This window comes from Methanosarcina sp. WWM596 (assembly GCF_000969965.1).
GTDB lineage: Archaea > Halobacteriota > Methanosarcinia > Methanosarcinales > Methanosarcinaceae > Methanosarcina.
Genome location: NZ_CP009503.1, coordinates 2,989,320 through 3,015,014, shown reverse-complemented (window position 1 = coordinate 3,015,014; position 25,695 = coordinate 2,989,320). Strand labels below are relative to the sequence as shown.

20 protein-coding genes, 1 tRNA gene and 1 pseudogene are annotated in these 25,695 nt (G+C 43.6%); 11 read left to right on the top strand and 11 right to left on the bottom strand.

Annotation, left to right across the window (positions count from 1 at the left end):
- Nucleotides 1–256: 256 nt before the first annotated feature.
- From MSWHS_RS13305 to MSWHS_RS13285, 5 genes are all read left to right on the top strand, one after another.
- Nucleotides 257–970 carry a winged helix-turn-helix domain-containing protein gene (locus MSWHS_RS13305; RefSeq protein WP_231585445.1) on the top strand — a complete coding sequence of 238 codons (714 nt, stop codon included), beginning with the start codon at nt 257–259 and terminating at the stop codon, nt 968–970.
- A gap of 378 nt (nt 971–1,348) precedes the next feature.
- Nucleotides 1,349–2,419: a methylcobamide:CoM methyltransferase MtaA gene (gene mtaA / locus MSWHS_RS13300; protein ID WP_048159172.1), complete on the top strand. Its 1,071-nt coding sequence runs from the start codon at nt 1,349–1,351 to the stop codon at nt 2,417–2,419.
- A gap of 211 nt (nt 2,420–2,630) precedes the next feature.
- Complete coding sequence (locus MSWHS_RS13295) at nt 2,631–2,822, top strand: hypothetical protein (RefSeq protein WP_197074597.1); 192 nt, start codon at nt 2,631–2,633, stop codon at nt 2,820–2,822.
- Between the two features lie 608 nt (nt 2,823–3,430).
- Complete coding sequence (locus MSWHS_RS13290) at nt 3,431–5,122, top strand: methylamine methyltransferase corrinoid protein reductive activase (RefSeq protein ID WP_048159171.1); 1,692 nt, start codon at nt 3,431–3,433, stop codon at nt 5,120–5,122.
- Nucleotides 5,123–5,163: 41 nt separating this feature from the next.
- Nucleotides 5,164–5,514: a DUF6951 family protein gene (locus MSWHS_RS13285; protein WP_052722724.1), complete on the top strand. Its 351-nt coding sequence runs from the start codon at nt 5,164–5,166 to the stop codon at nt 5,512–5,514.
- A gap of 116 nt (nt 5,515–5,630) precedes the next feature.
- Here the strand turns inward: MSWHS_RS13285 and MSWHS_RS13280 are convergent, their stop codons facing one another.
- The 8 genes from MSWHS_RS13280 to MSWHS_RS13245 all read right to left on the bottom strand — a co-directional run bounded on the left by MSWHS_RS13280 (nt 5,631) and on the right by MSWHS_RS13245 (nt 15,120).
- Nucleotides 5,631–6,707, bottom strand: coding sequence for a uroporphyrinogen decarboxylase family protein (locus tag MSWHS_RS13280; protein ID WP_048130584.1), 1,077 nt, complete (start codon nt 6,705–6,707; stop codon nt 5,631–5,633).
- Nucleotides 6,708–6,893: 186 nt separating this feature from the next.
- Nucleotides 6,894–7,658, bottom strand: a complete 765-nt coding sequence (locus MSWHS_RS13275) for an ABC transporter permease (RefSeq protein ID WP_048129436.1) — start codon at nt 7,656–7,658, stop codon at nt 6,894–6,896.
- A complete protein-coding gene (locus MSWHS_RS13270) occupies nt 7,655–8,647 on the bottom strand; it encodes an ATP-binding cassette domain-containing protein (RefSeq protein ID WP_048129438.1) in 993 nt (330 codons plus the stop codon). The genes MSWHS_RS13275 and MSWHS_RS13270 overlap by 4 nt, the downstream gene beginning before the upstream one ends.
- A gap of 246 nt (nt 8,648–8,893) precedes the next feature.
- Nucleotides 8,894–10,615 carry an ABC transporter ATP-binding protein gene (locus MSWHS_RS13265; protein WP_048159170.1) on the bottom strand — a complete coding sequence of 574 codons (1,722 nt, stop codon included), beginning with the start codon at nt 10,613–10,615 and terminating at the stop codon, nt 8,894–8,896.
- Nucleotides 10,616–10,617: 2 nt separating this feature from the next.
- On the bottom strand, nt 10,618–11,577 hold the full coding sequence (locus MSWHS_RS13260) for an ABC transporter permease (protein ID WP_048129442.1): 960 nt from the start codon (nt 11,575–11,577) through the stop codon (nt 10,618–10,620).
- Entirely contained in the window at nt 11,574–12,557 is a 984-nt protein-coding gene (locus tag MSWHS_RS13255; RefSeq protein ID WP_048129444.1) for an ABC transporter permease, read from the bottom strand. The genes MSWHS_RS13260 and MSWHS_RS13255 overlap by 4 nt, the downstream gene beginning before the upstream one ends.
- Before the next feature lie 27 nt (nt 12,558–12,584).
- Nucleotides 12,585–13,445, bottom strand: a complete 861-nt coding sequence (locus tag MSWHS_RS13250) for a class I SAM-dependent methyltransferase (RefSeq protein WP_048129446.1) — start codon at nt 13,443–13,445, stop codon at nt 12,585–12,587.
- Entirely contained in the window at nt 13,423–15,120 is a 1,698-nt protein-coding gene (locus MSWHS_RS13245; protein ID WP_048129448.1) for an ABC transporter substrate-binding protein, read from the bottom strand. The genes MSWHS_RS13250 and MSWHS_RS13245 overlap by 23 nt, the downstream gene beginning before the upstream one ends.
- A 247-nt stretch (nt 15,121–15,367) precedes the next feature.
- Between MSWHS_RS13245 and MSWHS_RS22415 the strand changes: the two are divergent.
- Nucleotides 15,368–15,463, top strand: a pseudogene (locus MSWHS_RS22415) (hypothetical protein); the annotation flags it as partial.
- 256 nt (nt 15,464–15,719) lie between these two features.
- Here the strand turns inward: MSWHS_RS22415 and MSWHS_RS13235 are convergent.
- Nucleotides 15,720–15,829: transfer RNA gene (locus MSWHS_RS13235), tRNA-Met, on the bottom strand.
- 799 nt (nt 15,830–16,628) lie between these two features.
- On the opposite strand from MSWHS_RS13235, the gene MSWHS_RS13230 reads away from it, so the two are divergent.
- The 4 genes from MSWHS_RS13230 (at nt 16,629) to MSWHS_RS13215 (ending at nt 20,868) form a co-directional block, all read left to right on the top strand.
- Complete coding sequence (locus tag MSWHS_RS13230; RefSeq protein WP_048129452.1) at nt 16,629–17,012, top strand: molybdopterin dinucleotide binding domain-containing protein; 384 nt, start codon at nt 16,629–16,631, stop codon at nt 17,010–17,012.
- A gap of 72 nt (nt 17,013–17,084) precedes the next feature.
- The gene (locus MSWHS_RS13225; RefSeq protein ID WP_048129454.1) at nt 17,085–18,389 is read left to right on the top strand and encodes a formylmethanofuran dehydrogenase subunit B; all 1,305 of its coding nucleotides are present in this window, start codon (nt 17,085–17,087) and stop codon (nt 18,387–18,389) included.
- A gap of 1 nt (nt 18,390) precedes the next feature.
- Nucleotides 18,391–20,109 carry a formylmethanofuran dehydrogenase subunit A gene (locus MSWHS_RS13220; protein WP_048129456.1) on the top strand — a complete coding sequence of 573 codons (1,719 nt, stop codon included), beginning with the start codon at nt 18,391–18,393 and terminating at the stop codon, nt 20,107–20,109.
- Nucleotides 20,110–20,868 (top strand): formylmethanofuran dehydrogenase subunit C, encoded by a 759-nt coding sequence (locus MSWHS_RS13215; protein WP_048129458.1) that lies wholly within the window; start codon nt 20,110–20,112, stop codon nt 20,866–20,868.
- A 364-nt stretch (nt 20,869–21,232) separates the two neighbouring features.
- Here MSWHS_RS13215 and MSWHS_RS13210 read toward each other — a convergent pair whose 3' ends face one another.
- Nucleotides 21,233–21,820 (bottom strand): hypothetical protein, encoded by a 588-nt coding sequence (locus tag MSWHS_RS13210; RefSeq protein ID WP_048129460.1) that lies wholly within the window; start codon nt 21,818–21,820, stop codon nt 21,233–21,235.
- Between the two features lie 177 nt (nt 21,821–21,997).
- Entirely contained in the window at nt 21,998–23,998 is a 2,001-nt protein-coding gene (locus MSWHS_RS13205; protein ID WP_048129462.1) for an S-layer protein domain-containing protein, read from the bottom strand.
- A 1,112-nt stretch (nt 23,999–25,110) separates the two neighbouring features.
- Between MSWHS_RS13205 and MSWHS_RS13200 the strand changes: the two genes are divergently transcribed.
- Nucleotides 25,111–25,686 carry a hypothetical protein gene (locus MSWHS_RS13200; RefSeq protein ID WP_048129464.1) on the top strand — a complete coding sequence of 192 codons (576 nt, stop codon included), beginning with the start codon at nt 25,111–25,113 and terminating at the stop codon, nt 25,684–25,686.
- Nucleotides 25,687–25,695: the final 9 nt, after the last annotated feature.

Genomic DNA, 25,695 nt, shown 5'->3' with positions numbered 1-25,695 from the left:
ACCCGGATTATTAGTTTAATTGTTGTTGCTGTGGAATCCTGCCAATCCTGGAAATTGCAAAAAATAAAAATCAGTCTGCATTCGGAACTGTCCTGTCCATGGGCGATTCTGAATAGGAGAAGGCACAAAAAGGAATGAACTGTGAGAGGAATTAATAAAAATAGTGATTCTGGGAATGGGGTTGGAAGTTGATATTATGAGTGGACTTATAGATTTGATTTTTTTTTCGGAGAAAAGGAAGGAAATTTTGATTCTGTTGACAAAAGGACCAAAAAGCGCCAATGAAATAAAAAACAGCCTTAATGGCGATACATTTTCAATAATGCCACAGCTAAAAAAGTTAAAAGATATGGATGTTATTGTCCAGGAAAAAAACATTTACAAACTCTCGGACATCGGGAAAATAATCGGGGAAAAAATACTTCCTCTGACGGATCTCCTTCAGGTTTTTGAGGGAAACGACAATTACTGGTCAAAACATGACAGAAGGCCAATCCCCAAGTTTCTGATGAAAAAACTGCAAATGCTTGGAAAATGCAAACTGGATGAACCTGATCCGGACCACCTTTTCGAATTCCCGGAGGATTTGAAAGAAATGGCATTCAGGTCCGAGAGGCTCAGAAGTTTTTATTCATTTTTTTGTCCCGAATGCCCTGCAATTCAGGCAACCTGTGCAAACAATGGAACAAAAGTGGACCTTATTCTGGATGAAAAGGTCTACAACCGACTAAAGAACGACTTTAAGGACACATACGAATCACTGCTTGAAAACGATGTTTCACTCTACATTTATAGGGAAAAAATAAAACCTTCATCCTTCATAATTTCAGATGAATTTATGATGCTGAAACTCTTCGGAAAAGAAGGACAGTTTGACCACAAAAAAATCATGAGTTTCAATAAAAGCTCCATTGAATGGGGAAACGAACTTGCTGATTACTACATAGGACTTTCTGAAAAAGTAAATTAAGCAAAAACGACGAAGCATATCTACACCTCCAGAATCTGAGTAGTTGTGTTTCCGCCAACCAATCCGAATATTTAGACAGCGAGAAAAGACTTCCTACTCCCTCCCCGAAAGTTCTCATTTACTAATCTTTCTTTTCTACAAGCTTTATTTTGTGAAATTCCCTGAATATTTTTTCTACAAGCTTTGTTACCACATAATCAAAAGAGATAGCTAAGACGCGATTTGTCTTCAGAAAAAGCATTTTTGAATGGATTTATATAATTAGTATACAGATATTTTAACTGAAAAATATAAAAGTGATCCAGCCTGTAATAAATATCTAGAAGAAGCCAACTATAAGGCTTAATGTAACAAAAGGATTTTTAATGGCAGGTTAAAATGGCAGATCCAGACCTGAGAGACCGTTTCCTGAATACCCTGAAAGGAAAAGCTGTAGATAAAGTGCCGGCTCTTTCGGTTACCCAGACCGGGACCGTAGAACTCATGACAGAGAGTGGAGCTGCATGGCCTGAGGCCCACTTTGATGCGGAGAAAATGGCAGCTCTTGCGCTTTCGGCCCACACCTTTGCAGGCCTTGAAGCCGTACGCTACCCTTTCTGCCTCACTGTGCTCTCGGAAGCCATGGGATGCAAGATTAATCAGGGAAGGTACGACATCCAGCCTTCTCCAGGTTCTCACCCTTTTGCAGAGGACCCGGAAAAAATGGAACTTCCCTCAGACTTTGCGGAGCGGGGAAGAATTCCCCTTATTGCCGACGTGACTTCGATCCTGAGAGAAAAAGCAGGTGAAGAGGTCCCCCTCATAGCAGGTATGGAAGGCCCTGCATCTCTTGCTTCAAGATTGATTGGTACGTACAATTTCCTTACCTGGACACTTAGAAAGCCCGAAACATTAAAAGAATTCATTAAAGTCACCCAAACCGTCTGTTCCAGATACACAGAAGTGCTTTACGAAGCCGGGGCAGATGCTGTCTGCATAGTTGATGGAATAGCAGGGCCTGACACACTTGATCCCAAAGACTTTGAGATTTTTATGAAGCCCGAATATGAAAAATTCTGCAGAGCCGGAAAAGGAATAAAACTCGTACATATCTGTGGAAACTCAACCCCCATCCTCAAATCTATTTCAGAGTGTGGTTTTCAAGGTATAAGTATAGAAGAAAAAGTAACCGACCTGCGGGCTGCAAAAAAACTTGTAGGAAGCAAAACAAAACTGATAGGAAACCTTGCTTCATCAGGAGTCATGCTTAACGGAACCTGTGAAGAAATAAAAAAAGAAGCTCAGAAATGCCTGGAAGACGGTATTGATATACTCGCTCCCGGCTGCGGGATTGCCCCGAAGACTCCGATCAAAAATATAAGAGCGCTGGTTGAAGCAAGAGATGAGTATTACCACCCGAATTGCGCCTCGGGAGTACGCGGTCCTTTTCGCTCCGCTCAAGAGGACTAAACCATAAATGAGAGTCAGCCCTTACAACCTTATTCGCTATACTGAAACCGTTCGTATCACGTTCGACGAAGGAGAGCAGCCTTTCCCACGAAAAAAGAAGAAATAAAGAACAAATAAGCCAGAATATTCAAACCTTGATCCGGGAGAATAGCAGACCTAGCATTAAACTGCTTCCGGAGAATCTGGAAAATAGAAAGCCATGGTGGATGTTTTGGCGATAATCCTGTTCAAACCTGCCATAAAAGGCTGGCAAATAGCTATTGCAGTTTTAATCAAACCTTTTTTCAATCCGGATAGGTCCCTTACAAGCAAGTATTACCCTCTTTTTCCAGCATTCTCCGGCCCGAACCAGTTCATTTTCTTCAAATTCCAGGCCCTTGAAGCCCGAACATCTACCCTCTAAACTGTCCTCTAATCCTTAAAAGCCAGTCTAACTTCAGTATATAAACCCAACCCAGTCCAGAAAACTAGCTCAAACTAAAACCTTAAAAGACATCACACAATCCAAAAAACAATATAGTTTTTCTGAAAGTTTTTGAAAGAAAAAGACAAAAGCCAGGTAAAAATAGACTCGTACAGGTTAACAATATGATTTTTATTTTGCCTGTTTTATTAAAGTTGATTGATCACTTAGTTATCCTATAATATATAGGAATAGGCACAATTTGGACGGTTAAATAAAATAAAGGATTTCCGGGACTAAAATCTCCCCCTCCGATAGTATCATAGCTTCTGTAAATCACTGCCCTTAAAAAATCAATACCCCCTCAAAAATCAATGCCTTTACTGAAATCAAGACCCTTTACGATAAGCCCCGAATTATGTTATATACATTTAAGCCCAAATTTAGATAAAAAGAACTGAATAACAGTGATGAAACTACGCAGCAATTTCACTGTCTGAAGTTAACCCGGTATACAGTATTCTGAGTATACGGTATCCTGATGTGGACAGGATAGAGAGGGTATTTTTTCTTTATTTTCAACGACTGCTGCAAGTGGAGTATAAAAAATGTATGGGATCGCACTTGATCTGGGTACCAGCGGCTTTCGAGCGCAGCTCATAGACCTGGAAACAAAAAAAGTTGTAAGAACTGCCATGACGATGAGGCACCCCCTGCCAGGGGGCAATGTGATCGACCACCTGGACTTCGCACTGGAAGTCGGGGAAGATGTTGCAAACAACATCATACTGGACGCTGTAAGCAAAATTATTGAGACCTTTGGGGTAGATCCTGCCTGCATTAAGAAACTGGTAGTATGTGGAAACCCTATCCAGCTTTCGCTCTTCCAGAACTCGGAGATCAGGGACCTTGCCTTTGCCGGAAAAAACATGCAGAGAAGGCTTGGAGTAGAGAACGTGGACCGGAGTGCCAGGGTTTTTCCGGCATCCGAACTTTTCACGGATGTTCTGAACCTCCCAAATTGTGAAATAACTGTGCCTCCAGCTATTGCCCATGAGATAGGAGCCGATGCCCTGGCGATGATGATCGAAACTGACTTCCTGAACCAGGAAAAGGTTTCCATTGTCACTGACTACGGTACGAATGCAGAAATGGCGATAAAAACAGAAAACCGGATCATCACAGGCAGTGCAGCTGCAGGTCCGGCCATTGAGGGGCAGGGAATCAGCTGTGGAATGATTGCAAGCCCTGGTGCGATTTCCGACGTGAATCTCGAAAAGAGATGTATGGAAAAAGGCACAGAAAAAGACTGCTGGCGGCTTACGGTCCTGAACGAAAAGATGGAAGGAAGACCCGGAGCCCTTATCGATCCTGTTACCGGCGAGACAGTGGAAAGAGGAGAAATCGAAGCCGTGGGGATTACCGGGACAGGGGTAATTGCAGTCATTGCACTTGCAATGGAGACAGGGCTTATGGAACAGCCTCCGAAACTGCCCAACGGAAGGCTGATCCTTGGCAACGGGATAGAAATCACAAACGAAGATATCGCCGAAGCCGGAAAAGCCATAGGAGCAATCCGGGCAGCCCAGCTCACTCTGTTGCTTGAAGCGGGAGTGCCTTTTGATGAGCTAGAAAATGTCTACATGTCAGGAGCTTCCGGAACATATGTGGACTGCAGGAAAGCCAGAAAAATAGGTTCCTGCCCAGATTTCTCAAAGAAGGCAGTTCAGTTCGGGAACACTTCTATCGCCCTTGCACGCAAACTTCTACTTAATGAGTCCAGTCTTGAGGAAGTAATTGCCCTTGCGGGGTCGATAAAAGCCGACCACCTGATGATGGCTAGCAGCGAGACCTTCAAGAACATCTACACATGCGAGCTTTCCTACTGGACCGAAGGCATGAGCATGAAGTTGTACAAAAAGTTTTTTAAAATGTATAAATATCCACCTCTCCCGGAACCGGTAGAAAATGCGATGATGGAAAAGAAGGCCTCAAAGGATATCGAAGAAACAGGAAACGTGCCCGTAGAGATCGTGGAAGACGTGGGGATCACCATAGAGGTGCCTGTGGAAGGCTGTATCCAGTGCAGCCGCTGCAATGAAGAGTGCCCGGAGAATGCTCTTGTAACCATCGAGAGAAATGGGAGCTTCTTTGCAAGCTGCAGGACTCAGGACTGCCTGGGGACAAGCTGCAGGCGCTGTGTCCGGGCCTGCCCGATAAAGGCGATAGACTTCAAAAATATCGCAATTCAAAACATCGGCGGGCTTCAGAAAGGTAGTATCACCGGCGGCGTCTACTGAAGAGTGAATCTCTAAAAACATAACTGTCCGGAGTTCTGAAAATGACAAAAGTGACCATATCTTCCTGCATGTGCAGTTTTAGCCACATAATAATGGGGAGGGTTGAAGGAGATAAGATCATCATAAAGATCGAAACTCCCTGTGAAAAATTCAAAGAACTCACCTGCCTGGAATTCCCTCTTGAGGAACTGCCTGAGAATCAAAGTAATCTCGCCCTGGAGATGGAAAAACAAACGGACTGCTCCCTTGCATGCACCAGAGAATGCGCCCTGGATTGCACACGGAAATGCATGATTCCCCATGCAGTATTCAATGTCTGCAGTATAGAAAGAGAGCTTGCAGAAATGCCAATTCTTGAAAGTGAGGAATACACGATTTCAGAGTTGCAGTGACTGTTGAGGAGGGGGCTTTTCAAAAGATTACTCCCCACCCCCTCATTAATCAAATATTTAATAATTATATTTACATTGTCGGTTTTTATAAAGATCAGGATTCAGTGCCCGTTACTTCATTCATATCGACCGTATTTTTCTGCTGCATCTACCATTGCCATCACTTTAACAGGTGCTGCATTGACCGGAAATTCGCAGCCAGGTGAAAGAATAAACCCATTTGGAGAGTTTATACCTTCTTCGATGTTCTGCCTGCATAGTTCCAGAACTTCGTCATATGAACTACTAAGGAAAAGTGGAGGGTTTATATTGCCACAAATAACATCATGGTTCCCAAATGCCTTGATCTGATCTTTAATAGGTGTTTCCGGCCCAAAAAGCCAGAAATATTTTCCAGACCAGCCCAGATCTTCTCTTAATTTTGCATAATATGGAAGATTTAAGTTCTGGTCAGCACATGGATGCATGAGCACGGCATTTACACCTAGTTCCTTTGCGTGTGTATGAACCTTTTTCATATACGGATATGCGAATTCCTCGAACATCTGCGGAGAAATCATGTTATTTGATTCAGATGGCCCCCCATCAAAAGGAAGCAGATTTTCTGAACCATACTTATTTGCAAAATAATCCAGCGCATTGATGAACAGGTCACTTACCTTATCGAGTAACAGATGGACAGCTTTTGGTTCCATTAGAAGCCATGTCAAAAACTCAGAGGTATCCGCAACAACCGAAGCCGAAGTAAAATTACTACCTATTTGTATAGTAGCTGGCATTCCGAGTTCAGAACACCTGGCTGCGACCCTATCTGCTATTTTATATCCTCCAGGCAATTCCCTGTCAAAGTCTGGAACTTCAAGTTTTTCGATATCCTCTATGGTTACCACAGGATGTTTTTTTACAAAAGGTGCGCCCTGCCCTTTCCCATAGGGAAAACCTATCTCTCCTCCAAATTCCCACGCCCCGCAAGAAGCATATCCATACATTGGAGTTTGTTCATAACCATGAAGCCGCATGGATGCAAACTGCGCCTCGAAACATTTGTCCCCATCCGCGTAAAAATCTCCTAGAGATATGCCTGTAATTTGTGCAGCATACCCCTCTATAAACGGGATAACTGGTACACGATCAGGTTTTTGGCCGGACATAACAGCTGCCATACGTTCTGGTGATGTCATCCTGGATGCCATTAAAATTATTCCTCCACTATTTATTTTTTCTTTAAAATATGTGACTTTGAGCATAAATATATGCCGAAAGAGTGACAAGTAAAACAAAACAAATCCAAAAATCTCGTATATCCGGCATAAAATTCACAGATAATGGAAAGAAAATCCATACATTTTCGATTTAAAAACGAAAATAAATATATAAATTTATATAGTCTCTGCCCTCTGGAAGAAATAACTGCTAGCGCAGACCATCAGAACTGACAGTGTTAAAAGAATACATACGTCCAGTACTATTGAGAATTCACAATGGCCGATCAATACTCCTCGCAAAGCATCCACACCATATGTCAGCGGATCAAAGTAAGACAGAATCCTTATCGGGGCAGGCAAATTTGAAACAGGAAATAAAGCCCCGGATAAAAGGAAGAGGGGGAATGCAATAAAATTAATAACTGTGCTAAACCCATGAAAATCCTTCAGTACGGAGGACAAAATCAATCCTATATTTATAAAGATCATCGATATGAGAACCATTATCACGACAGAGGACAGAATTGCAGGAAGAAGAGGCAGTCTAAAACCTAGTAATACCGACATTATCATAATAATTAGTGCCTGAATGATTGATGTGGTTGCACTTCCGGAGATCATCCCGAGAACAATAGAGACTCTGCTTGCAGGAGTCACCATAACCTCTTTTAAAAATCCGAACTGCTTGTCCATTATGACACTCATACCTGCATAAGCAGCTGTAAAAAGAAGGGTCATCCCGATAATACCCGGCACAAGATACTGAAAATATCCTATTGATTCAGGCAGACCCGGAAATTCAACTCTTCTAAAACCCATACCCTGAAAGATCAGCATAAAAGCCGGCATGCCAATAGCACCCGCTATTCTGGATCTTGCCCTGAAATACTTTATTATCTCACGCCGCCAGAGGACATATACAACTCTTCCCTGAATCATCGGAGCATCCTCCTTCTCATCCGATCACGCCTGGCTGACTGCCTGCTGCCTTCCTGTTCTCGTATTATTGAACCTGTCAGGCGGAGAAAAACATCTTCAAGACTTGGTTTGCTGAAATTTATAGAACTGATCCCGATACCCAGATTGCCGGCAGTTTGAAAAATATAAGGAATATTTTTCCCATAATCCGATAGAATAACATCAAGCGTTTTTCCATTCGGGACAATTTCCTTCACCCATTCCTTCTCCTCAAGTGCAGCAGCAATGAGCTCAATCCTCCCCTCAATAGTCAGGCTGACACAATCCCCCCTAAGACAGTTCTTCAGACCTGATGGAGTATCAAGTGCAATGATCTTCCCATGATCAATTATCGCAATGCGATCACAGAGGTAATCGGCCTCTTCCATATAATGGGTAGTCAGAATTACAGACGTCCCGTAATTTCGGTTCAGGTTTCTGATATGGTCCCATATTGATCTCCGAGTCTGTGCATCAAGCCCGAGAGTAGGCTCATCCAGAAACAAAACCTTCGGATAATGAATAAGCCCCCTTGCAATTTCAAGCCGCCTCTTCATCCCACCCGAATAATTTTCAACAAGAATATCAGCTTTATCAGCCAGACCCACAACATCAAGCACTTCCCAGATTCTTTTTTTCCGCTCATCTGAACCAATGTTGTACATCATGGCATGAAATTCAAGATTTTCCCTCCCGGTAAGCCCTATATCAAGCGAAGGGTCCTGAAATATTATTCCGATACTATTCCTGATCTCACCGGGATCTCTTATAAGACCATATCCTGCAATTTCAGCATCACCTGCAGTAGGAAGAAGAAGAGTAGTCAGCATATTGAGAATAGTTGTCTTTCCCGCACCATTAGGGCCTAAAAGCCCGAAAAGCTCTCCGGGCTCAACCGAAAATGAGACCCTGTCCACAGCAGTAAATTCCCCGAATTTTTTTGTTAGCTCTTTAATAATTATTGAACTCATGTTAAACAAGACCTTCAAACCTAAACAAAACCTTCAAACCTAAACAAAACCTTCAAACCTAAACAAAGCCTTCAAACCTAAACAAAACCTTCAAACCTAAACAAAACCTTCAAACCTAAACAAAACCTTCAAACCTAAACAAAACCTTCAAACCTAAACAAAACCTTCAAACCTAAACAAAGCCTTCAAACCTAAACAAAGCCTTCAAACCTAAACAAAGCCTTCAAAAAACAAGACCCTTAGGGCTTAATGATTATGACAACACAGTCCTATTCTTGAACCCACGAGCCTTTTTGTATACTCATCCGAAGGTGAAAGCATAACATCGTGGGAATTACCCATCTCTACAATCTTTCCGGAATTCATAACGGCTATTCTGTCAGCAATCTTCAGTGTTAGGGAGAGATCATGTGAAATATATATCATTGCAAACCCTCTCCTGTTCTGAAGGCCCTTTAAAAGACGCAATACATTTGCAGAGGTTGAAACATCCAATGCCGAAGTTATCTCATCGGCAATAAGAAGTTTTGGCTCCATAACCATTGCTCTGGCAAGTGCAACCCTTTGCCTCTGCCCTCCGCTGAGTTCGCCGCAATATTTTCCGAGGAAATTATCAGTGGTTGGAAGACGGACAAGTTCAAGAGCATTTTTAACCATTTGCAGTCTATCTCCATTGGACCCGATCTTATTGATATAAAGAGGCTCTTTGATTGCATCAAGCACGGTAAACCTGTTGCTGGTTGAACTGAAAGGGTCCTGGAATACTATCTGAACACCGTTGACCCTGTTTCCATAGTTTCCCCTGCTGACATTCCCCTGCATAAATAATACCTCTCCGCATTCAGGCCTTATTACATTTGCAAGGATATGTGCAAGGGTTGACTTGCCTGAACCGGTCTGACCAACAACTGCAAGAACCTCCCCTTCCATCACTTTCAGATTAACATTATCAACTGCCTTTAGATATTCTCCATTTGGCAGAAGATACCTGAAACTCAGGTTTTTTGCCTCCAGGAGGCCTGCTATGCCGCCTCTATGGCATGCAATTTCCCGCCCGCCTCCTACCGGCATGAGAACCGGGGGAGCTTTATTACATATATCGATTTTTTGTGTACATCTTGGGCTGAAAGGACAACCTTTAAACTCATCCCCTGCCGGAACGTCCCCGGGAATTCCCCATAAATCTTTATAAACGAAAATATCCGGTGTCGAATGGACAAGGCCCCTCGTATAAGGATGACGGGGAGATACGAGAATATCCCTTACAGGTCCGGTTTCAACAACCCTTCCTGAATACATAACAGCAATCTGAGACGCCACAGAAGACACAAAAGTGATATCATGAGAAATCATTAACATCGTGTACCCGTTCTTCTTCTGAAGGTCAACCAGAAGATCCCTGATCTCCTTTCGGGTAAATGCATCAAGGGCAGAAGTAACTTCATCAAGAATCAGTAATTTTGGATCGCATGAAAGAGCCATTGCCAGAAGAACCCTCTGTCTCATACCCCCTGAAAGCTGATGCGGATATGAATCCATCCATTTCGGATCAAGGCCAACGGTCCAGAACAGGTCAGCACATTTACTCCGGGCGTTCTCAGGGCTGATATCAAGATGCTTTATCATTGGTTCCGTTATCTGAACGCCTACTTTCATAACAGGGTTCATCACCTCCAGGCCGTTCTGAAAAACTATTGCAATATCTTTCCATCTGAATCTGTCCATCCCGGATTCAGGCAAAGAAGAGATTAGCTTACCCCTGTAAAGAATTTCACCGGAAATGGCTGTATTTTCCGGCAAAAGCCCCATGATTCCAAGTGCAACAGTGGTCTTACCACTCCCGGATTCTCCGACAATGCCCAGAATGTCTCCTTCTTCAATTTCAAAAGAAATGCCGTCAACCGCCCTGACAGTGTTAATGTCAGTCAGATAATGGCATTTAAGATCATTAATTTTAAGCAGACTCATAATCAGAAACCTTTCTTTATCTTTAATTTCGGATCAAGTATTCTCTCCATATCCCTGCTTATGAACGCAAGACAGAGCAGGAGGAAAATAAGCATAAACAACGGAGGCAATAGCCACCATTGCCAGTAAGGTGTAAAATATATTGACCTGAAACCGGTTGCATGATTAAGCATCATCCCCCAGCTCTTGGAAGTAGGATCTCCGAGGCCCAGAAAGGCAAGCCCTGCTTCAGCTATAATTGCATGGGAAGATATGCCGATAACAAGCACAAGCAGAACAGGCATAACTTCAGGAAATATATGCCTCCAGAGCAGGTAAAATGGTTTTGCACCGTAATTCCGGGCGGCAATAATGTAGTTGTTCTGCTTTAATGACAGCGTCTGGGAACGTGCAATACGTGCGGGTTTGGCCCAGCTGAAAAGAACAAGTATGAAAATTATGTTAAGAACACTTGGTCCGAGAAAAGCGGATATTACAATCAGAAGAGGAAAACTCGGAAGAGCCATTGTCACATCAATTATTCTCATCAGTCCCTGATCAATGCGCCCTCCCATATACCCGGCCAGTATTCCGACAGCCCCTCCCCCAAAACCTGACAAAAAAGCTACTGCAAGCCCTATTGTAAGGCTCATCCTTGCACCGTAACATATCTGTGACCAGATATCCATACCAAGTTCATCGGTTCCGAGTATGTGTCCGGGACCCGGGGGTTCAAGTGAATCCCCTGTGAGCTTCTGAGGAGGATAAATTGTTATCACAGGAGCAAAAACTGCCATTAAAATGATACAGAGAATGCCGAGGACACCAATTTTACCTTCAGTACTGAACCTGGAGAATGGCTTAACTATAGTACTGGACCTGGAGAAAGTCCTGGCTATACTGCTGACAATTCTGTTAATATTTAAAGCCTGAATAAAAGAGAGTATTCCGGCATTTCCAGGGGCAGCAATGTCCTTTATCATATCACGACTCTCGGATCAAGTTTCCCATATATTTTGTCAACCAGCAGGTTGCAGATAAGTATGGAGACTGCAATAATCAGGAGAATACCCTGAATAAGAGGATAATCCCGGCCGATTACAGCACTTCTGAGTGTCATCCCTATGCCAGGATAAGAAAAAACACTCTCAACAAGTACAACACCACCCATCATTATACCGATCATAAAACCTGTTCTTGTTACTACCGGAAGCAGTGCATTTCGGAGTGCATGCCGGATCCATACAGTTTTTTCACCCAGGCCTTTGGCCCGAGCAGTCCTGATATAATCCTTTGTGGTCACTGTAATCAGAGTATTTCTGGTGAGCAGGTACACACCCGTTAGCTGTGAAAGTGATAGAGTCACAACAGGCAAAAAGGCATGGTATAGTATATCCCACGCCTGTTCTACCGGACCAGTATAATCTGCGAAGGGAGTAACAGCACCTGCAAGTGGGAAAAGCCTGAGATATACGCTAAAAATCAGAAGAAGGATCAGGCCGAGCAGAAAAGAGGGAATTTCTGCAAAGGCAATCATACCCGCCATCATGATTCTGTCACTCCCCTTTTTCCGGTTTATTGCCGAAAGTGTTCCGAGAACCACACCGGAGATTGTACTGATTACGGTAGCACCCACGATAATTAACATAGTCCAGGGGAGATGAAGCATTATTACATCACTGACCGGCATTTTGTAATAAATACTCCTGCCCAGGTCGCCAGTAATCAGATTTTTCATGTATACTAAAAACTGTTCATAAAGCGGCCTGTCAAGTCCGTAATAATTCATGTAATAAAGACGCTGTTCCTCTGTCATTACAATAATCTCTTCCCCGACCTCATCTGCGGAAGTGGTTGAGAACGGATCTCCGGGCATCATCCTTGGAAGGAAAAAATTTATGGCAAAAATTACAAAAAGGGTCGATAACAACCTGAAAATAAACGAATTCCTGTCCTTTACCATCCAATCATCTGCCCCTTTACCACCCGGTCATCTGCCGTTAACTTCCCAGACCATCATCCCGGTATATACATCCGACTCGGAACAGTAGATTCCATCCGAAGAGGCATTCTGATAATAGTCCATTATTTTTTCCTTTGTTTCGTCATCAAAATCCCGGCCTCTTCCAATAAACCCTATTGCCTGTTCTGCCGCTTCTTTCCAGTTTGTTTCGTCCTTCCATTCGGAATGGTTGATCTTGAGGGAGGGACTATAGCCTGAGAGGTAAAGATACATGAATGGGTAAATAATGCCGTTCATATTATTCTCGAATTTTTCCCCGAGTATCGAACTCCGGATATCACGATACGCCTTATCCTCAACTCTTCTAAGGAAGTTACTGTAATAACAGAGATTTTTTGAGCAGGCCATCATCATGTCAAAGTTTTCAACATCCTTTATTCCGGGGGTCATGGAGGCAATTACAAGGTCGAATTCGTTCCGGAATCCAAGCTTATCTATGTCTGCCGTCCACCAGGAGCATTCAATGACATCTACCGAAAGAGACTCCTTTTTTATGGCATCTTTTAGTCTGTTGAGCATTCCGGACGAGATATCAAGTGCAGTCACCTCTGCTCCGAACCTTGAAAGAGGAAGAGAAAGGGTACCGGGTCCACACCCGATATCCAGAACTCTGGAACCTTCCGGACTAAAACCGGCTTCTTCAAGAAATTCGAGAATCTCATCGGTTCTCTTATTTCTTTTATCTTTTACAATGTTATTGGCATAGTTATCGGAACGTTTGTTCCAGAAATCTGCCATCCTGCCCTCGTCATGGATCAGCCCGTTTCCCGTGGTTTTTTTCCAGCATTCAATCAGGCTATTAATATCATCTTTTTTCTGCAATTCCATCCCTCTCAAGATATGAAAGAATGCTGTGTGTCCTTGCATGGTGATCGTACATATTCATCCAGCCATCGTATTTTGAGATGCGCCATACATCATACGATGTAGTATAATATAGCGGGATTGCAGGCACATCATTTGCAAGCACGGTCTGCATGTCGTATACTATTTCTTTCCGTTTCTCATCGTCAAGTTCCTGCAGTTCCTGAGCACCAAGAGCATTCAGGGTATCATTGTGGTAACCATATACTGCTGCACCGGATGACACACTGTTTGATGAATGTGAATCCGTATCACAGTACCTTGTACGAAGATAATCTGCATCCTGTCCCCAGCCTCCAAAGCCGGTTATCAGGAGTTCAAAGTCTCCGTTCTTCAGATTGGTATCACGGGACTTGCTTTCAAGGGCTTTTACCTGAACGTCAACCCCCACTTCACTCAGCCTCTCTTTTATGAGTTCCCCGATACGAACTTCACCACTGCCAAGGGACAATACATATGACAGTTTTTCCCCGGTTTTATCACGTATTCCATCCCCATCCGTATCAATCCATCCGGCCTCTTCAAGCAATGCTCCGGCCTTATCCGGATCATAGCTATATTCCGGCTGGTCGGGATTATACCAGATGTGATCTTCTGGGAGTATGCCCATTTCACCGGGTTTTCCTGCACCTCTTGCGATCTTTTCCACCAGTTCCTCGCGATCAATCGCATAAGCAAAGGCCTGCCTTATTCTGCTGTCATTAAGCTCTGGACATTCTTTCATGTTGAAATAAAACTGGTAACCCCAGAAAGCCGGCTGCTGGACTACTCTTACATCAGGGTCCGATGTAAACCTATCAAGAGTATCAGGGGATATACTTGTGAAATCTATTTGCCCCTGTTCAAAAGCTATTAATGAATCACTGACCGGGATAAATTCAATGGACTTAACAGCAGTCTCCAGTCCCCAGAAATTGTCGTTTGTTACAAACCTGTATGATCCGTGCTCTTTATTGTACTCATCGAGAAGGAACGGGCCAGTACCGATGACTGCCTTTGGATCAAGGAAACTGGAAGGGTCCGAGACATCTTTATAGATATGCTCAGGTATGACATTAAAACCCGTGAGCTTGTAAAGGAATGTTGAAACAGGCTGGACCAGCACGAATTTGACGGTATTGGGGTCCACAACCTGGACATTATCTATAACTCCGGACTCAATTCCACCTGAGATAGGTACATTTTCCTGCTCATAATCGAAAGTAAATTTAACATCATTTGCCGTGAAAGGTTCCCCATCACTCCAGATTACACCTTTGCGGAGATGAAATGTATATTCTGTTCCATCTGCACTGACATCCCAGCTTTCAGCCAGCCAGGGAATTATACCGACTTCATCTCTTTCTAACAGACTGTCAAAGATCATTCCGACCTTTGATGAGCCAGGACCCCTCGGATATATCGTAAATGGCTGGGGATAGCCATAATCTCCACCGCTAAGATAAGCAACATCCGCGTGCTGTGACCCTTCAGCAGTATTCTCAGTCAGTGTCTCCTCAGCCAGAGCTTCTTCAACCGACATCCCCTTAGCCGATATTTCCTCAGCTTGGGAACTGTCCTGACTAACGCAGCCTGCCGTCATTAAGATCAGGGCTGTCAGGAAAACAGAAAATAATACAGATAACTTTTTTTTCTCCATTACAAAACACCCTTTTTTTGTGAATTACCCTACTAATCACCTGATAGTCTGAATAAAAGACATAAACAACACACAACGATATTACCTAAACATATAAGAGTATTACTAAATGAGCTCAAAATGAAAAGAACATCAAATAAGATCCTAAAATCCAATCCAATTTGACAATATTTTCTTAAAAATTCTGTTTCCTGTAGTATTTTGTATTTATATCAATACCAGTAGTTGATATGCTAAAACTCAAAAAAATCACTCTGATTTGGTTAGAACAGTTTCCGTCACCCCTGATGAAAAGTATGCTGTTTCAGCTTCAGATGACAGAACACTTAAGTGTGAGATCTAAAAACATGAAAGAAAAGATCAGCTTTAATATAGAAAGTTTTTATTATAGTGTTGTTTTATTTCCAGAAGGTACTATTGTTGTTGCGGAGAACAAGGTTAAAAAGTGCATTATTTCTATTGTAGAGGAACAATAATAAGATAATGAAATTGTTGAGATACAGTATAGAGAAATTAGAGGAATAACAACAAATATCCCACAAACCGAAAAAGCATGAAAACAGAACAGAATTTAAAAATACTTTAAAAAAAGAATCAGGTGCCCGGAGCGTGACTCGAACACGCGACCTCCAGATATCTCAGGAGATTAAAGACGCCTCATATAAGGTCCCTATGAGTCTGGCGCCCCAACCGACTAGGCTATCCGGGCTTGCAACACACAAATGGACAAAGATATATTAAAGGGTAACGATTGGAAATGGGTAAAAAGGGCTTTTTTCATAATTTGAGCATAAGGGGGCGCTCCTAAAAACCATAAGCCTGCGGATCTTTCAACTTTTTTTCAGACAGGAAGCACGTGCTGAAGTTTGTGCTCATTTTTTAAGATTTAATCAATGATTGCCCCCACGCCCCATAATTTGTTGTTCCGGAATGAGGCAGGAGAATAAAACAGACAGATACAGCAGGTATTCGGGAAATGGAAAGGGTAACAGTAAGCACGTTATGTTAGAAGTAACATAATATGGTAATATATAATAAAAAGGATTATTGGGTATGGTAAGTATAGCAGATCAATATATAATTTAAAAGATATAATACACATATTTCACATCGATTTTTAAAAACACGGGAAATATGGGAAAATCACACATAAAGGGTTCCCATCAATCAGGCATAATTAGGGAATGCCACTTATGCATAAAATCTGCTTAGATCTATATAAGCCGCATAATTATAACGAAAAATTAGTACAAATAACGGATAGGAAGAGAAGGCCCCAGATCCAGATAGTAGAGCCACTGGAACTGTAGGACCTTAAAGCTGGACCCTCGGGTGTCCACTCTCAAAAGAAGGACATCGACCCATGATTCAATTTAAACGTTATCAATGGACTTCAGAACCGATTTAGACCTGATCACTTGAACACTAAAAAGACTCAGCTAAGATAACGATTCAGTTTATCGAAACTCTTTATCAAAACTCTATTACACCCCAGATGAGGAATTTCCATGAAAATAAAAGCAAATCTCATATCCGGAAGGACCGCCGACCAGGGCGCACATCTGGAAGCAAAAACACACAAAGGTTATTTTGATGCCTGCGCTTACTGCGAACTGAACTCTGCAGACCTTGAGAGGTTGGGCGCCTCCGAGGGAGACAACCTGAAGGTTGCCACTGAATTTTGGGAAGTGGTGGTATTTGCAAAGGCAAACGAAGGAAATCCAGATGGTCTTGCCTTTATCCCTATGGGCCCCTGGGCAAATGCAGTGCTGAGCCCTGATACACACGGCTGCGGAATGCCAGGATTCAAAGGCGTCCCTGCGGAAATTGAGGTCACGGATGAAAAGCCTCTGGATATGAAGTCCCTGATGAAGAAGTATTTGGAAGATTAAAGGTCCCCTGAAACAAGAAATTCACATTTTCATCCAGGTCCGGAAAAACTTGAAAAATTCGGAGGAAAAAATATGCCAGTAATTAAGGACGCAGTATGTTCCCTCTGCGGATCTCTCTGCGACGATATCACAGTCACTGTTGAAGATAATAAGATTACAAAAATAGAAAATGCCTGTATCCTCGGACACAGCAAATTTGTCGGCATGTTTGAGCATGACAGGATAGAAACCCCGATGATCAGAAAAGATGGAGAACTTGTTTCTGTTTCCTATGAGGAGGCAATCGAAGCTGCTGCAAAAATCCTGGTAAGTTCCAGGAGGACACTTTCCTATGGCTGGTGCTCTACCTCCTGTGAAGCGATCAGCGGAGCAATTCAGCTTGCCGAAGAAACAGGTTCAATTATAGATTCTACAGCAAATGTCTGCCATGGGCCGTCAGCCCTTGCTGCCCAGGAAAAAGGATCCCCATCAGCATCCCTTGGAGAAATAAAGAACAGGGCAGACGTAATCGTCTTCTGGGGCTGCAACCCTGTACATGCCCACCCCAGACATATGTCCCGTTACTCAAGCTTTTCAAAAGGTTTCTTTACCGAGAAAGGCAGGAAAGCCAGGACAATGGCAGTTATTGATGTTAGAAAAACCGACACTGCAAAACTCGCCGATAAGTATGTGGAAATTGAACAGGGATCAGACCTGCTCCTTGTAACTGCTCTCCGCTCAATTGTAAACGGTCACGAGGATGTTATTCCGGAAACCGTTGCAGGTGTTCCTAAGGCAGAAATCATTGAGCTTGCAGAAACCCTGAAGAACGCAAAGTTTGCCTGTATTTTCTTCGGTATGGGAGTCACCCAATCCCGCTCAAAGTACAAGAACGGAGATGCCATGTCTTCCCTTATATCAGACCTTAACCAGCACACAAAAGCCGTAATGATCGGAATGCGTGGGCACTATAACGTTACCGGTTTCGGACAGGTAGCAACCTGGGAGACAGGCTTCCCGATGGCGATCGACTTTGCAAAAGGATACCCCTATTACAACCCCGGAGAAACCGGAGCAAACGACCTGCTTGTGCGCGAGGAACCGGACGCTGCAATTATAGCTGCAGCTGATGCCGGGGCCCACTTCCCACAAAAAGCTGTCAGGCATCTTGCAAGAATCCCTGTAATCCAGATTGACCCGTATGCCAACCCTACAACCGAACTTGCAGATGTGGTGATTCCATCGGCAATTGTGGGAATCGAAGCAGAAGGGACAGCTTACCGTATGGACGCAATTTCCCTGCACATGAAGAAATTGATTGATTCAAAATTCAAGACCGACGAAGAAATCGTAAAAGACCTGACTGAAAAGGTCAGGGAACTGAAGAGAGGTGCATAAGATGTCGGAAATCCTGATTAAAAACGCAAGCGTCTGTGATCCGGCTCAGGGGATTAACTGCGAGACTATGGACATCTGCGTAAGAGACGGCAAGATCGTAGACAGCGTATCTGGAAACGCAAAGGTTATTGATGCGGAAGGCAGGCTCACCATGGCAGGGGGCTTTGACGGGCATACCCACAGCGCCGGAAAAATCAACGTAGGTCGCTTTATCAATCCGAATGATGCCAGAAAAAACCTTGTACCCGGACTTTCGGGCCAGGTTGCACGCACAGAAAAGACGAGAGCGCAGGTAGGGTACAACACCCCCAATACTTACGCAATCGGGTACAGGTATGCAAAACTCGGATACACAACTATCTGTGAGGCTGCAATTCCTCTGCTTGCTGCAAGGCACACCCATGAGGAATTTAAGGAAATACCCATCCTTGACAAAATGGGACTTTCTCTCTTCGGAAGCAACTGGCAGGTTATGGAATACATCAGGGACAAAGAACCTGAAAAACTCGCAGCTTATATTGCCTGGGGCCTGAAAGCCTCAAGAGGATATGGAGTAAAGATCGTAAACCCGGGCGGTGGAGAAGCCTGGGGCTGGGGCAAGAACGTGAGCGGACTCTATGATCCCGTTCCGAACTTTGATGTAACCCCTGAAGAGATCCTCATGGGGCTTGCAGAAGCTAATGAACGCCTGCAGCTCCCTCATTCCGTACATGTGCACTGCAACAACCTGGGAAAGCCTGGTAACTATGCAACCACCATAGAGACCATGAAGCTTTTTGAAAAGGTAAAGCCAAGCAGGGACAGGCAGTCTCTCCACGTTACTCACGTGCAGTTCAACGCCTATGCAGGCACTTCCTGGAGGGACTTTGAGACAGGAGCCCCAATGGTTTCAGATTACATTAACGGGGCAAACCACCTGACTTTCGACCTTGGACAGGTCATCTTTGGCCCTGCAGTGACCATGACTGCAGACGGACCGGTAGAATACGCAAACTCAAGGATGCTGCACGAGAAGTGGAGCAACCAGGATATCGAACTTGAAGATGCTTCCGGTGTTGTGCCCCTGTTCTATTCCCCCAAGAGCTTCGTAAATGCAGTCCAGTGGGCAATCGGGCTTGAGCTTGCTCTGCTCGTAAAAGACCCCTGGAAAATCATGTTCACAACCGACAGCCCTAACGGCGGCTCTTTCGTGAACTATCCTGAAGCCTTTACCTACCTGATGAGCGCAAAAAGGAGAGAAGAGGTTATCTCAGGCTTTTCCAAGATGGCACTTGACAGAATGGTGCTGCCCGGAATTGACAGGGAACTGGACTTCTACGAGCTTGCTGTCATGACCCGGGGAACCCAGTCAAAGATATACAGCAGACCGGAGAAAGGAAACCTGAAAGCAGGATCAGATGCAGATATTGCAATCTATGACATCCTCCCAGGCCAGATTGACCCGGCTACAGAGTACCAAAAAGTAAAGAAAGCTTTCTCAGGTGCCGCGTATACCCTCAAAGACGGAGTTGTCGTTGTAAAAGACGGAGAAATCGAAGCCACTCCTAAAGGCAGGATCTACTGGGTGAATGCAAAGGTTCCCGAAAACATAGACAGCACCATGCAGAAAGATCTAGACTTCAAGTTTAAGAAGTACTACACTGTGAGCAAATCCAACTACATGGTTGAGGATATGTACCTCGAGAACCCTGTTGAAATCGGTACGGAAGGGGTGTTCTAAATGCAGGTTGTAAAACTTTCCCTCAAAAAAGCAAATAAAATCCCCATCGAAGCTGATAATGTAAACCCTGACAACCTTGCAGGCAAAACCGCAGAAGAGATAAAGGCAGTTTCTGTCTGGTACGGAAACGGACAGTGTCCCCTTGGGGACCTCTTCAATGTAGAGGTAGAAGGCAGTGACTCTGTGGAAAACACAAAGATTGTTTTCGAAGGCGATGTCTCCAGGGTAAAACGCATCGGGCAAAACATGAGCGCCGGAGAGATCGAGATCAACAGCAATGTGGATATGCACTGCGGCTTTGGGATGAAGGGTGGAAAGGTTGTAATCAATGGCGATGCTGACAGCTGGCTTGGCTGTGAGATGGCGGGTGGAGAAATTATTCTCAACGGAAACGCTTCCTATTATGTAGGTTCAGGTTACCGCGGAGAGGCCTGCGGCATGCGCGGAGGAAAAATAACCATCAATGGCAATACGAAGGACTACCTCGGAGAACATATGTGCGGAGGAGAGATCCTCGTAAAAGGCAATGTAGGGCTCCTTCCTGCAATCTCAAACAACGGAGGAAAAATAGTCATCGAAGGCAATGCAACCATGCCTGCAAGTGAAATGAAGAACGGTATGGTCATCATCAACGGTGAGGTATCCGACCTACTCCCCTCCTACAAAGAAGAAGGGACAGAAGAAGTTGAAGGCATTACCTATCGCAAGTTTGTTGGTGATGTAAACGCTGGCGGAAAAGGTGTTTTGCTTATAAAGTGAACGACTTTAAATAAGCGAAATTTAATAAGCGAAATTTTCTGATAGCATTCAGAAAGATCCTGAGTAGAATAAACAAAAGTCGGCGGATAAGAGATTGAAGTAAACAAACTCCCAGGGGTTTCTTTCTTATCCGCTTTACTGTTCTTTTGGTGCCCCTTGGTTAATTGGTTGGTATTATTCCAAAATGCCCTTTTATGTTGTATTCCCTTTTCCTTCTTTCCGCACATTGTGCCCTGCTTGAGCCCACCTGCGTACAGCAGATAAAAACGAAAGCATCAGGCAGTGGGGACCTGATACAAAATATTAACCGTGCACCTGGGAATGACCGTTCTTTTTGCTCACCTGAGTTTCGCTTCGAAGAGAATCAGTATCCTGTTGCTTCTGCCAGCTGCTTTACCAGGGTGTTGTCAGTGGTACTTCCGGAAACTACGAGCACATAGTTTTCGTTGCTCCAGATATAGGAATACCTTGGCACGTCAGCTCCTCCGGATCTTACATATTCTGTAATTTTCACGGCAGAGTGCCCGTTAAAGAACTCTTCAACAAAACGGGAGCCTGACTGCAGCGGCATGAAGGAAGACTGGTAGATAGAGATAAAACCGCTTGCATCCTCAGCATTTTCAAACTCGATTACGTCAATATAAAAGTCAGTTACATTTGCACTGGAATATTTGTAGAGACCCTCGGATCCTCCAAGAATTCCTGAGGCATTTTCAGCTTTATAGTCACTTTTAATATCATCTGTAGAGAGAGGAAGAGTGCCAACGTACTCAAAGCCGGTAGGGAGGGTTTCAAGCGTGCTTATTCCAGCTGCATCATCATCAGAGATTGCGTTTGTTTCCGGATTGTTTGAATCTGTCCCGTTAGCTGCAGGGGTATTGTTATCCACGCAGCCTGAAAACGCGATCATCAAAACCGCAAACACAGATATTAAAGCTATACTTTTTTTCATAAGATTCACCTTGATCTGTAAAACCCTGAAAAACCAGGTGGTTAAAGAATCAGGATTTCAGAATTAAAAAGAATCGTCAGAACTAAGAAATCTGCAAATAAAAAGTTATCTACAAAAAATAAACTCAAAAAAGAATTGAAAGAGAGAAGAGTTAAGAAAACCCTTCACTCAGAAAATTTAGTTGTTTCTCCTGACGAGGTAGACAACTGCGAGGAGTCCGACAAGTCCGAAGACAAAGCCGAATCCAGGAGCGCCGGGTTCTTCAGGCTCAGTAACTTCTTCAGTCACATTATCGTCTGCAGGCTCAGTAACTTCTTCAGTCACATTATCGTCTGCAGGTTCAGTAACTTCTTCAGTCACATTATCGTCTGCAGGTTCAGTCTCGGCTGGAGTTTCGATGTCTTCGACGTCGCCTTCTCCTCCAATGACCTTCTCAACGTATGGGTAGTACCTGAGAGCGCTGGAAGCTGTGTCAGCGATCTTGAAGTACATGCCTTCGCCGATTTCCTCTTCGGAGTCCCTGGTCAGAGTGAAGGTGTCTTCATTGCTGATGGTAAGGGTGTCACCGTCGATGGATACATCGTCAAGGTTGCCGAATTCGTCGTCAGACTCGATGGTCATTGCGTTTGCGTAGTCAATGAGCCAGAGACCTTCGATCTGGGCAATGCTGTCGACTGCGCCCTGGAAGACCTGGTTAACGTGGACTCTGAGGACAATAACATCGTCTTCGTCCTGAATGTCATCGAGTTCGACGTCCCAGGTGTTGTCACCGGTACCGACTGAGATGATTTCGTCATCTACGAATTCTCCGTCCTTGGTGAATTCGAGCCAGACTTTCTCACCGTCAACATCGACCTGCTTGGCTTCGATAGAATAGCCTTCGCCGAGGTCAAGGAGTTCACCGGTTCTGATGGTGTACTTGTCATCGCTGTCAAGGATGAGTTTTGCAAGCTTGTCAGCTTTGTCAGGGTTGAGTGGGATGTATTCTTCTGCAAAGAAGCCGATAACAGGGTACTGGTCCCAGCCTGCTTCTGCATTGGCGTACTCGTAGTCAACGTTCTCGACGGATGTCTGGTAAACAAGACCACCTTCAGGGATCACGTTTCCACTAATGTCGGAGACACTGAGTGTTTCAGTGGATACATCATCGTCAACATCGTAGTAGAAGCCTGCAAAGTTGGCTGCATCCCATTCGAAGTCATCTGCATTAGGAGCGACTTCTCCTCTGATTTCATAGGTGCCGGGCTCTGTGATTTCCTTCATTGCATAGAACCTGAGCACGCTGGAGGGAGTGTCAGCTGTGGTAAAGAAGATGCCTTCAGCGACTTCTTCGTCGGAGTCCCTGGTAAGGGTGAAAGTGTCTTCATTGCTGATGGTAAGGGTGTCTCCGTCGATGGAAACATCGTCGAGTTCGCCGAATTCATCGTCAGACTCGATGGTCATTGCGTTTGCGTAGTCAATGAGCCAGAGACCTTCGATCTGGGCAATGCTGTCGACTGCGCCCTGGAAGACCTGGTTGATATGCACTTTGAGGACAACGACATCGTCTTCGTCCTGGATATCATCGAGTTCGACTTCCCAGGTGTTACTGCCAGTACCGACTGAGATGATTTCGTCATCTACGAATTCTCCGTCCTTGGTGAATTCGAGCCAGACTTTCTCACCGTCAACATCGACCTGCTTGGCTTCGATAGAATAGCCTTCGCCGAGGTCGAGGAGTTCGCCGGTTCTGATGGTGTACTTGTCATCGCTGTCAAGGACGAGCTTTGCAAGCTTGTCAGCTTTGTCAGGGTTGATCGGGATGTACTTCTCTGCGAAGAAACCGAGCAGACTGTAGTTGTCCCATCCATCTGCTGCATTTTCATATTCGTAGTCAACTTTCTGGATGGTTGTCTGATAAACAATTCCGCCTTCTCCAATCACGTTGCCTTCAGTGCCTGCAACGTCTTTAATGGAAAGGGTTTCGGTTGTTACATCATCGTCAATGTCGTAGTAGAATGCTGCAAACTTAGTTGCATCCATTGAAAGGATGGTACCGTCGCCATATGTATCAATTATGTCGTCGATACTAGAGCCGTTATACACTGGACCACGGATCTCAATTGCTGCACTTGCGGCGGATGCAAATACAGTGAGAAGCATGAGAGCAGCCAGTGATAATGCTGCAAATCTCTTCATTTTATTGTTTCCTCCATGTTTGTTAAGATATATCGTATGTAAGAAGAAGTGTCGGGATCGAACACTTAAAGGGTTTCACCATTCTTCACCAAATCAGACATTTCAATTTCGTCGATTGCCGAAGAGGATTTCATTCCCTCCTTATCCCTCTAAATTGGATTACAAGTGTTCTATAAAATAATTGCATTATTAAATCTTTTGTGGTCTATTTCAGAGAAATTAGAGAGGAAAAGCGCAAAACAACGATACAAATGACGGTAAATGTCGAAAGAACCCGGGCAGAATATTCGTCAGAGGTTAACATAGAAGATAAAGTCGAAATACTTATAAAATACTATGAAAAAAAGGTAATGTGTTTAGAGAGGTATGACTAAATAATTTGAAACAATACTAATTTTAAAAAACTATTATGTAAAAACACCATTTATTCGAGACGTATCTATTTTGAAAACCTTTAAGATCAGCAAAAATATCCGACACTTCAAACATGTCGATCTTTTCTCACTGCATAACCGAGTAGAGCATTATTATTCCAAAAGTAGGAATGTATTTTAGATTATACATTGGCAGGCATCTTCCAGAAAGAAAATGTACTTGAATATTCCATAGTAGGGCTGTTTTTTATATGTGCTTTGTTACTGCGCACACCAGGGAGCAGGAAAAGAATCAGTTCACAAAATAGTTCAGTAGGGATGACAAATTTAGATAATTATGGTAAAAGTGAGAATAAACTTTTGAAACAATTCAGTTATTTTTCGCATGGACTTTCATTAATTTTATAATAATAAAAGTCAAAAAATGCCTATTTTACACGATGTACAGTACATTATGCAGCATATTAGAAATTGACGATATAATAAAAGAAATATAAAATAGAGAAGATAAATAAAATAAATATAAAATAAGAAAGATATATAAAAGAAAAGAGTAGAAAATAGTCCGAAAAAAGGATGCCCTGAAGATAGGGCAATCTGGGATTATACAGATAACGATATACTCTGAGATTATACGGATAACGATATACTCTGAGATTATACGGATAACGATATAAGATCATATTTTATACCTGAACAATGCAACATAGGATTAAAAACAACGTGGGGTATCAAGCTTTGGAATGCCAAGATATTATCCAAGATGTCCTCTGCAGGATTAAAGCCATCAAAGGCGTGGAAGATACGTACATTTTGAATGAAGAAGATAAGGAGAAAATAGTTGAGCTCGAGAAAAAAGCCGAAGGTGCGGTCTTGATGGGCATGGGAATAGGAGATAACCAAGGGATCAAGGAAGTTTTCAAACGCCAGGTAATCATAGCCTTTACAACCAACATGGACTACGTCTGGCCTGAGGGACCAAATGTAATATTAATGCAGTATGGAGAGAAAGTAGGTGAAGATGTTTATGACCCCGAAAAACTCGAGGAGTGTAAAAAGTGCAAGGATATGATGGTGATGGGAAATTTTGTAATTTACAGGAGTGCAGTACCGAAGCCGCATATCGCAAAAAAAGAGCCACTTACTGTTGTACTCCCTCCCCAGAGTTGTAAAGAAGTAGAGTGCGTGAGCAACGTGGCTAATACCGTGCTTGCTTCCCCTTCCACTCCATCAGACGAGTACATCAGGTCTGTAATGGGCCTCAAGCCACGGGTAGGGCAGGGGACTTTCATAATCGGATTCGACGTCTGCTGATCACCCTGG

Bases quoted from the DNA above. Each gene is read 5' to 3' on its own strand.
- MSWHS_RS13250 (WP_048129446.1), bottom strand. From the start codon at position 13,445: ATGGAATTGCAGAAAAAAGATGATATTAATAGCCTGATTGAATGCTGG.
- MSWHS_RS13265 (WP_048159170.1), bottom strand. From the start codon at position 10,615: ATGAGTCTGCTTAAAATTAATGATCTTAAATGCCATTATCTGACTGAC.
- MSWHS_RS13260 (WP_048129442.1), bottom strand. From the start codon at position 11,577: ATGATAAAGGACATTGCTGCCCCTGGAAATGCCGGAATACTCTCTTTT.
- MSWHS_RS13270 (WP_048129438.1), bottom strand. From the start codon at position 8,647: ATGAGTTCAATAATTATTAAAGAGCTAACAAAAAAATTCGGGGAATTT.
- MSWHS_RS13215 (WP_048129458.1), top strand. From the start codon at position 20,110: ATGCAGGTTGTAAAACTTTCCCTCAAAAAAGCAAATAAAATCCCCATC.
- MSWHS_RS13285 (WP_052722724.1), top strand. From the start codon at position 5,164: ATGACAAAAGTGACCATATCTTCCTGCATGTGCAGTTTTAGCCACATA.
- MSWHS_RS13210 (WP_048129460.1), bottom strand. From the start codon at position 21,820: ATGAAAAAAAGTATAGCTTTAATATCTGTGTTTGCGGTTTTGATGATC.
- MSWHS_RS13255 (WP_048129444.1), bottom strand. From the start codon at position 12,557: ATGGTAAAGGACAGGAATTCGTTTATTTTCAGGTTGTTATCGACCCTT.
- MSWHS_RS13275 (WP_048129436.1), bottom strand. From the start codon at position 7,658: ATGATTCAGGGAAGAGTTGTATATGTCCTCTGGCGGCGTGAGATAATA.
- MSWHS_RS13225 (WP_048129454.1), top strand. From the start codon at position 17,085: ATGCCAGTAATTAAGGACGCAGTATGTTCCCTCTGCGGATCTCTCTGC.
- MSWHS_RS13230 (WP_048129452.1), top strand. From the start codon at position 16,629: ATGAAAATAAAAGCAAATCTCATATCCGGAAGGACCGCCGACCAGGGC.
- MSWHS_RS13245 (WP_048129448.1), bottom strand. From the start codon at position 15,120: ATGGAGAAAAAAAAGTTATCTGTATTATTTTCTGTTTTCCTGACAGCC.
- MSWHS_RS13290 (WP_048159171.1), top strand. From the start codon at position 3,431: ATGTATGGGATCGCACTTGATCTGGGTACCAGCGGCTTTCGAGCGCAG.
- MSWHS_RS13220 (WP_048129456.1), top strand. From the start codon at position 18,391: ATGTCGGAAATCCTGATTAAAAACGCAAGCGTCTGTGATCCGGCTCAG.
- MSWHS_RS13280 (WP_048130584.1), bottom strand. From the start codon at position 6,707: ATGGCATCCAGGATGACATCACCAGAACGTATGGCAGCTGTTATGTCC.
- mtaA (WP_048159172.1), top strand. From the start codon at position 1,349: ATGGCAGATCCAGACCTGAGAGACCGTTTCCTGAATACCCTGAAAGGA.
- MSWHS_RS13205 (WP_048129462.1), bottom strand. From the start codon at position 23,998: ATGAAGAGATTTGCAGCATTATCACTGGCTGCTCTCATGCTTCTCACT.